Origin of the sequence: Gloeocapsopsis sp. IPPAS B-1203, from assembly GCF_002749975.1 — a bacterium.
Classification (GTDB): Bacteria; Cyanobacteriota; Cyanobacteriia; order Cyanobacteriales; family Chroococcidiopsidaceae; genus Gloeocapsopsis.
Genome location: NZ_PEIG01000009.1, coordinates 248,789 through 255,713 on the forward strand (window position 1 = coordinate 248,789; position 6,925 = coordinate 255,713).

Sequence of the window (6,925 nt, forward strand, 5' to 3'; positions counted from 1 at the left end):
AGCGTAGTATTTAATAATATGAACGAATTTTGAACATCGATGTGTTAGTAAAATGACGAAAAACATCAATCCTCCGTTCTCTGCTCGCAACGCCTAACCCTTAGTTCGGATACATTAGATTCAGACAAATTAGAGTAGTTCAGGTTGACTTAACACCAATGGATTTTGGTATCGGGTTTCTTTCTAACAACGTAATGCTGCCGATCCTGGATTTCTTCTATGGGATCGTGCCCAGCTATGGCTTAGCGATCGTGGCGTTAACACTCGTCATTCGCTTTGCACTTTACCCTCTCAGTGCTGGCTCAATTCGCAATATGCGGCGCACGCGAATTACGCAGCCTTTAATGCAAAAGCGGGTTAAAGAAATTCAAGAACGACACAAGGACAATCCTGCAAAGTTGCAGGAAGAGATGAGCGCGGTATACAAAGAATTTGGTAATCCGCTAGCTGGATGTTTACCAGTACTGTTGCAAATGCCAGTACTGTTTGCTTTATTCGCGACGCTGCGCGGTTCGCCGTTTTCTGATATCAACTATACTGTCAACCTGCAAATTGTACCCCAGGAACAAATCGAACGAATTCAACCAAAAGCCTTTGCGACTTCACCTCAAAATATCTATATAGCCGATGGAGAGCATTACCGCATTAGCGCAATTGTACCTAGTGGTAATAGCTTAGCTGTTGGAGAAAAAACAAAGCTCGAATTTCAAACAGTTGAGGGTAAGCCACTTCAAGAGTTAGCGGCTGAACATCCAGAAACTAGGATTAAGCCACGTTGGAGCATCACTAAAGGTCAAGAGCGGATACAAATTGATGAAGTAGGCAATATTGAAGCCTTGCAACCAGGTGAAGCAACAATCCAAGGAACTATTCCAGGAATTGCTTCGGAAAAAGGCTTTTTGTTTATTGATGCTTTGGGCAGAGTGGGCGCGTTTGATGCCGATGGCAAAATTCACTGGGATATTGTGGCAATGGTGATCGGCTTTGGTTTGAGTTTATATCTTAACCAAGTTCTTTCTGGTCAAGGTGCCTCAGGTAATCCTCAACAAGATACAGTTAACAAAATTACTCCAGTCATTTTTTCGGGGATGTTTTTGTTTTTCCCGTTACCTGCTGGAGTCCTGATGTACATGCTCATTGCGAATATCTTCCAAACATTGCAAACTTTTGTTGTTTCCCGCGAACCATTGCCTGAAAATCTCCAAAAGATTGTCGCAGCATCAGAGACAAAAGAGTCAGAAGCCAAAGGACGTGAAGCACTTCCTTTCGAGCCAGGACGTTCTAAGAAAAAAGCTTCAGGATAAGTATGACAGAAGATACGCGAATGCAGCGGGGTCAAACTTGGTTGGAATCGCTGCTCAAACTTATGAGTGTGTCTACAAATGTGGAAGCACACTTAGTAGAAGCAAGTCAAATTCAAGATGGTGCTGCTCAAGAGCCTGACAATTACTGGTTGACAGTTGATGAAACTAAACTTAGCTCAGATCAAATAAAAACTCTCATTGGTTCCGAAGGCAACGTACTTGACGCAATTCAGTATTTGGCTAATGCGACACTCAATTTACATCAATCACAAGGCGAACAAGCATCATATACTGTAGAACTAGACGGTTATCGCATACGTCGCCAAGCAGAAGTGCAAGCGATCGCTTCCTCTGCAGCAGAGCAAGTCCGTGCTTCAGGGCAAGAAGTTGAAATTAAGTCTCTGTCATCAGCAGAACGCCGTCAAGTTCACACGTTTTTGAAAGGTTTCTCTGATTTAGAAACTTTTAGTAAAGGTAAAGAGCCGCACCGTCATTTAGTTGTGCGGCAGTTGCCATAAAATCAGTGGAGAGTCTGGGGGCGTTATTGCGCCCCTTTTACATAATTGATAGCTAACAAGTGATAGCAACAGCTAGACTGTTATTTGAGTACTAACCTGTGCCGGAAATACTTGTGTTTGAAGGGGTGGCGCAAAATTATGATGGAAGCAATTTATATTCCGCAGCTAATTAAAGCGCCGGAGAAAACTGAGGCAATTCAAGTTCAGGAGTTTTTACCAGATTTAGAAACCCTGACACCCGTTCGCGGCTGGATAAAAGTTAAACACTGCGGCAACTATTTAGAAGTTTCAGCAACTGCCGAAACAATCATCACATTAACTTGCCATCGCTGCTTGCAACAATATAATCATCGTTTGGTCGTCGATACCTCAGAAATTATTTGGTTAGACGAAACTGCAGAACAAACGGATACGCCTTTAGTTGAGCGAGAACTAGCTTTGGAAGACTTGATAGAAACATTACCACCTCGCGGTTTCTTCAATCCTACCCAGTGGCTTTATGAGCAGTTGTGTTTAGAAATTCCGCAAAGGCAACTGTGTGACAGTAAATGTCTCGGAATTCAAACAGACAATAACGATGCTTCAGCTGGACTTATTGACAAGCGCTGGGCTTCTCTGCAATCGCTCAAAAACAACTCTAATAGTTAAAATGCAAACGAGTCCTTAATAGCGTCTAGCCCCCAATACTACCATGAGCTTCCATGATGAATTTGAACTGCTACTCCGCGCCCGCTATTCACTAGTTTACATCCCAACATTTGAAGAAGAACGAGTAGAACTAGCAGTTCGGGAAGTTGCACAGCGTCAAGGAAATCGGGCAATCTATACTTGGGACTTTGTCGATGGATACACAAGTAATCCTAATGATGCGGGTTTTGGTCGTCGTAACCCGCTACAGGCGCTGGAATTAATTGAAAAACTGCCTATGTCAGCACCAGCAGTATTTATTTTGCGCGATTTCCACCGATTTTTGGAAGATGTGTCCGTTTGCCGTAAATTACGTAATTTAGCAAAGCTATTAAAGTCTCAACCGAAAAATATAGTTATTCTTTCGCCAAAAGTAGCGATTCCTGAAGACTTGAGTGAAGTTTTAACCGTCTTGGAGTTTCCTCTACCTGCAGCACCAGAAATTAAAGCAGAAATCGAGCGGTTACTAGCAGCAACAGGGCAATCACTGACGGGAAAGGTACTTGATGAATTAGTTCGTTCGTGCCAAGGACTATCAATGGAGCGCATTCGACGAGTTTTAGCTCGGGCGATCGCAACCCACGGACAAATTCAACCTGAAGATGTCGAACTCGTATTGCAAGAAAAGCGGCAAACAATTCGGCAAACTCAAATTCTTGACTTTTACCCTGCTACGGAAAAGATCTCTGATATTGGTGGATTAGATAATCTCAAAGATTGGTTGCTACGGCGAGGCGGGGCATTTACTGAACGCGCCCGCAGCTATGGTTTACCGCACCCACGAGGCTTATTGTTAGTAGGAATTCAAGGAACAGGAAAGTCACTGACTGCTAAAGCGATCGCGCATCACTGGCATTTACCTTTACTGCGCTTAGACGTTGGACGATTGTTTGGCGGTTTAGTTGGTGAATCTGAATCACGCACTAGGCAGATGATTCAAGTTGCTGAAGCCTTATCTCCTTGTATCCTCTGGATTGATGAGATTGACAAAGCATTTTCTGGCATTGGTGGTAAAGGTGACGCTGGTACGACAAGCCGTGTATTTGGTACATTTATCACCTGGCTAGCAGAAAAAACATCACCAGTGTTTGTTGTAGCGACTGCTAATGATATTCAGTCGTTGCCACCAGAAATGCTGCGCAAAGGGCGTCTTGATGAAATTTTCTTTGTTGGATTACCCACCCAAGAAGAACGCAAAGCCATTTTTACAGTTCATCTATTGCGACTGCGTCCGCACAATATCAAAAATTACGACATCGAACGATTAGCTTACGAAACACCAGACTTTTCCGGTGCAGAAATTGAGCAAACGCTCATTGAAGCTATGCATATTGGCTTTAGTCAAAACCGTGACTTTACTACCGATGACGTTTTAGAAGCCGCTAGTCAAATTATTCCTTTGGCAAGGACAGCGCAAGAGCAAATCGAGTTTCTCCAAGAATGGGCTGCGGCAGGAAAAGCTCGTTTAGCTTCAAAGCACAGCACTTTAAGTTGTCGGATTCAGCGGCAGATGCAATGAACTGCACGCCAACTACTCGTCCTTGTGAGCTAAAACTCAAATGAGCGAGAATGAAAGGCAACAGGAGCGTTGACCATAGCTCATATGCTTAATTAGCAATGTGTCAAACAGACCTAATTCTGCGCCAAATTGTAAAGCTTAATAGAGCAACAACACTCGCAATTGTAACTAATGCTGCCATTGCACTCATTCCTTGTAGCTGCATAGCTAGCCAGTTAGAAACAATTGTGACAGTCCATAACGTGATTGCTGTATGTCTTTGAGAAAAGCCCCAAGCTAGTAAACGGTGGTGCAGATGATCTTTACCAGGAGTACTTAAAGGATTTTTTCCTGCCATCAACCGTAATACAAATACTTGAGTCGTATCGATGACTGGCAAGAGCAGAAACAAGACAGGTGGCACTAGAGCAAACACCGTTGTTACTTTTAGATTACCTAAAATAGTTGTCGCAGCTAAAACGTATCCAAAAAAATAGGCTCCAGCATCGCCCATAATGATCCGTGAAGGATGAAAGTTGTGGCGTAAAAATCCCAGTGCGCCTCCTCCTAATGCAGCTAAAAGCAAAGTTGCTGCTGCCCGTGTCTCAAATTGAGCAGAAACTGCAAGTAAGCTCATAGCAGTAATAAAACTCACCCCTCCTGCTAAGCCATCCATTCCATCCATCAAATTAATAGCATTAGTAATTCCAACTACCCACAGCACAGTTAGACAGATCGCAAGTAGTGAGTCAATCGGAGTCCCCAAAGGTGCTTCTATTTTGATTCCACTACTAATCAATAGCAGTGCTGTCAGAATTTGAGTTAATAAACGTACCCACGGCGGTAAGCCGAATTGATCGTCAATAAAACCTACAAGTACTAGTATTGACCCTCCCAATAAGATTGTTAGAACTTCAGCAAGTACACCTTCAATCACAATTGGTCGTAAGAGAGTAGCCAGTACTAGTGCAGCAAGCACTCCGAAGTAAATGACTAAACCTCCAGCATTAGGCAAAGGTTCTCGATTCAGCCGCCTTTCGTTGGGTTGATCTGCCCAACCAACTTGTAACGCAAACGAACGCACTGGCGGAGTCAATCGCCAGGTGACTACCCAGGCTAATATAAAGGTAAAGATTACCGCTAGCCAGCCGGTTCCGCTAGGGTTGGCAATGCCGAGGGATTGGAGAAATCCGTACAGGTTCATCTATAATAATTCAACCCTTACTGGGAATAATTACACAAGCACGATCGCTATATAAATCAATATGCTACTGCCTTAAGGGAATTCCGTCGCTGATGTAAATCAGGTAAAAATTAGGAAATCTCACATTTTCTCTGGCGAATACTCACCTTTGATTAGAATTGTGCTGTTTCTGTTTAATTTCAGTAAGGCTAGCGATCGCTTATAGTGTATGCTATATTTATAAATCGTTGTCTAATGCTTGGCTCAGTAGCTCAGTTGGTTAGAGCAGGGGACTCATAAGCCCAAGGTCGGCAGTTCAAATCTGCCTTGAGCCATTTTTTATCATAATGCTAAAATAACGAAAGGCTGCTCGCGGGCGATCGCTATTATCCCCTGTTTGAGTAAGCTGTTTTAACGATTTCGTTACACAAGGACATTTTAACCAACATTTGTAACGAATGTAGATGATTTATGCAATTGTAGTTTCATAGTTTAGACGAGTTAGCTTAAGGAAGTAAAGCATTATTTAGGCATCTAGCAGCGTAAACGATTGACCCGTTTCTAGTTCACACACGTTGAGCACAAACCGCATTGCGTCAGGTACCCCGCCTGTAACCGTCAGCTCAACTGGGACATGCGATCGCTTGCGTTCAGGAAGTCCGAGTGTCGCCGCTTCGCTAGCCCACCCTGACTCGACCCACACAGTATAGGGGACGAAAGTACTTGCCCCACGGCAAGCTGGACGCCGTCGAGCGTTACCCGTGTTGATTGGAGTGACAGCGACTTGGTGGCAGTAAGCAGCTACTAGCTCAGATGTATCAATAGTCAATACTATTTGCGATCGCGGCTCGCACGCGGCTCGCTGCCGATTGAGACGATCTGGATCGAGCCAGAAAAATACGCGGTTGTTGATCAAGGCGTACCACTCCGCTGGGTTCAATCCAACCAAGCAAGATTCTAGTGCTTCTGGCGGCATTGGCTTTTGATCGCGAATCTGCACTCCGTTTGGAAGCTTAGTATGTTCCTGTCGTTGGACGCGCTCCAAGTGTTCGCGCTCAGTTCCAACTAGTCCAGCCAGATCAAGCAGTTTGCTAGCACAGAGCAGTCCGTACTGTTGGATCGACGACCAGTTTCCGGCTTCTGCCATGTGGTAAATGCGATCGGGGAGTTTTATCTGCTTTGCCATTGCTTAAAAATCGCTTTTCTTCACATAAGGATAGCTCCAGAGTGTAACTTGAAGTACCATAGATTTAAACCAAGCTTGGTCAATCTTCTCAACGTCATTAGTACTGTCACATAGATGTCCAAGTACCATCTGTTGAGCAGGCTGCTGGTACATCAGCATAAGTCCTTTGTTGCTATTTTGCGCAGGAATCGCCTTTTTAATTTTTAGTCAAAGTTTAGGCAGGGAACTGTATGAATACTCTAACATATGCCTTGACAGAGTTTGACAGCAATTCTTTGGGGATTTATAAGACCAAGGTCAAGTGTTCAAATCACTTTTGGGACATTTTTATTACAAATACCAAAACTTTTTGCTTGTTGCTATTAGATATTCCTAATTCAGGTTACATTTTCAGGTAAAAAAGTTAAATATCTGAGCTTAATTAACCTGAGTTCGGGTTAAGCTGTTTGAGATAAAAGCCACTCCATCTGAAGGCTGGGTTTCTTAGGTTGATGGCAGTAAGCAATTAATCCGCAAAGAACGTTAACGCAGAAATTAACAGGGCTTCGG

The 6,925-nt window shown here is 43.6% G+C and carries 7 protein-coding genes, 1 tRNA gene and 1 pseudogene; 5 read left to right on the forward strand and 4 right to left on the reverse strand.

What is annotated here, in order from left to right; genetic code table 11:
- Positions 1-158: 158 nt before the first annotated feature.
- The 4 genes from yidC to CSQ79_RS17430 all read left to right on the forward strand — a co-directional run bounded on the left by yidC (position 159) and on the right by CSQ79_RS17430 (position 4,028).
- The gene (gene yidC / locus CSQ79_RS17415) at positions 159-1,304 is read left to right on the forward strand and encodes a membrane protein insertase YidC (protein WP_099702419.1); all 1,146 of its coding nucleotides are present in this window, start codon (positions 159-161) and stop codon (positions 1,302-1,304) included.
- Positions 1,305-1,306: 2 nt separating this feature from the next.
- On the forward strand, positions 1,307-1,822 hold the full coding sequence (locus tag CSQ79_RS17420) for a Jag family protein (RefSeq protein ID WP_099702420.1): 516 nt from the start codon (positions 1,307-1,309) through the stop codon (positions 1,820-1,822).
- Positions 1,823-1,963: 141 nt separating this feature from the next.
- Positions 1,964-2,470: a YceD family protein gene (locus CSQ79_RS17425; RefSeq protein ID WP_099702421.1), complete on the forward strand. Its 507-nt coding sequence runs from the start codon at positions 1,964-1,966 to the stop codon at positions 2,468-2,470.
- Positions 2,471-2,513: 43 nt separating this feature from the next.
- Positions 2,514-4,028 (forward strand): Ycf46 family AAA ATPase, encoded by a 1,515-nt coding sequence (locus CSQ79_RS17430; RefSeq protein WP_099702422.1) that lies wholly within the window; start codon positions 2,514-2,516, stop codon positions 4,026-4,028.
- Between the two features lie 103 nt (positions 4,029-4,131).
- On the opposite strand, the gene CSQ79_RS17435 is transcribed toward CSQ79_RS17430, so the two are convergent.
- Positions 4,132-5,211, reverse strand: a complete 1,080-nt coding sequence (locus tag CSQ79_RS17435) for an MraY family glycosyltransferase (protein WP_099702423.1) — start codon at positions 5,209-5,211, stop codon at positions 4,132-4,134.
- A 240-nt stretch (positions 5,212-5,451) separates the two neighbouring features.
- Here CSQ79_RS17435 and CSQ79_RS17440 point away from each other — a divergent pair.
- Positions 5,452-5,525, forward strand: a tRNA-Met gene (locus CSQ79_RS17440).
- 191 nt (positions 5,526-5,716) lie between these two features.
- On the opposite strand, the gene CSQ79_RS17445 is transcribed toward CSQ79_RS17440, so the two are convergent.
- The 3 genes and pseudogenes from CSQ79_RS17445 to CSQ79_RS28655 form a co-directional block, all read right to left on the reverse strand.
- On the reverse strand, positions 5,717-6,376 hold the full coding sequence (locus CSQ79_RS17445; protein ID WP_143755470.1) for a DUF7002 family protein: 660 nt from the start codon (positions 6,374-6,376) through the stop codon (positions 5,717-5,719).
- 3 nt (positions 6,377-6,379) lie between these two features.
- On the reverse strand, positions 6,380-6,529 hold the full coding sequence (locus CSQ79_RS27985; protein WP_289501256.1) for a hypothetical protein: 150 nt from the start codon (positions 6,527-6,529) through the stop codon (positions 6,380-6,382).
- Positions 6,530-6,813: 284 nt separating this feature from the next.
- Positions 6,814-6,925: pseudogene (locus CSQ79_RS28655) on the reverse strand (IS982 family transposase); the annotation flags it as partial.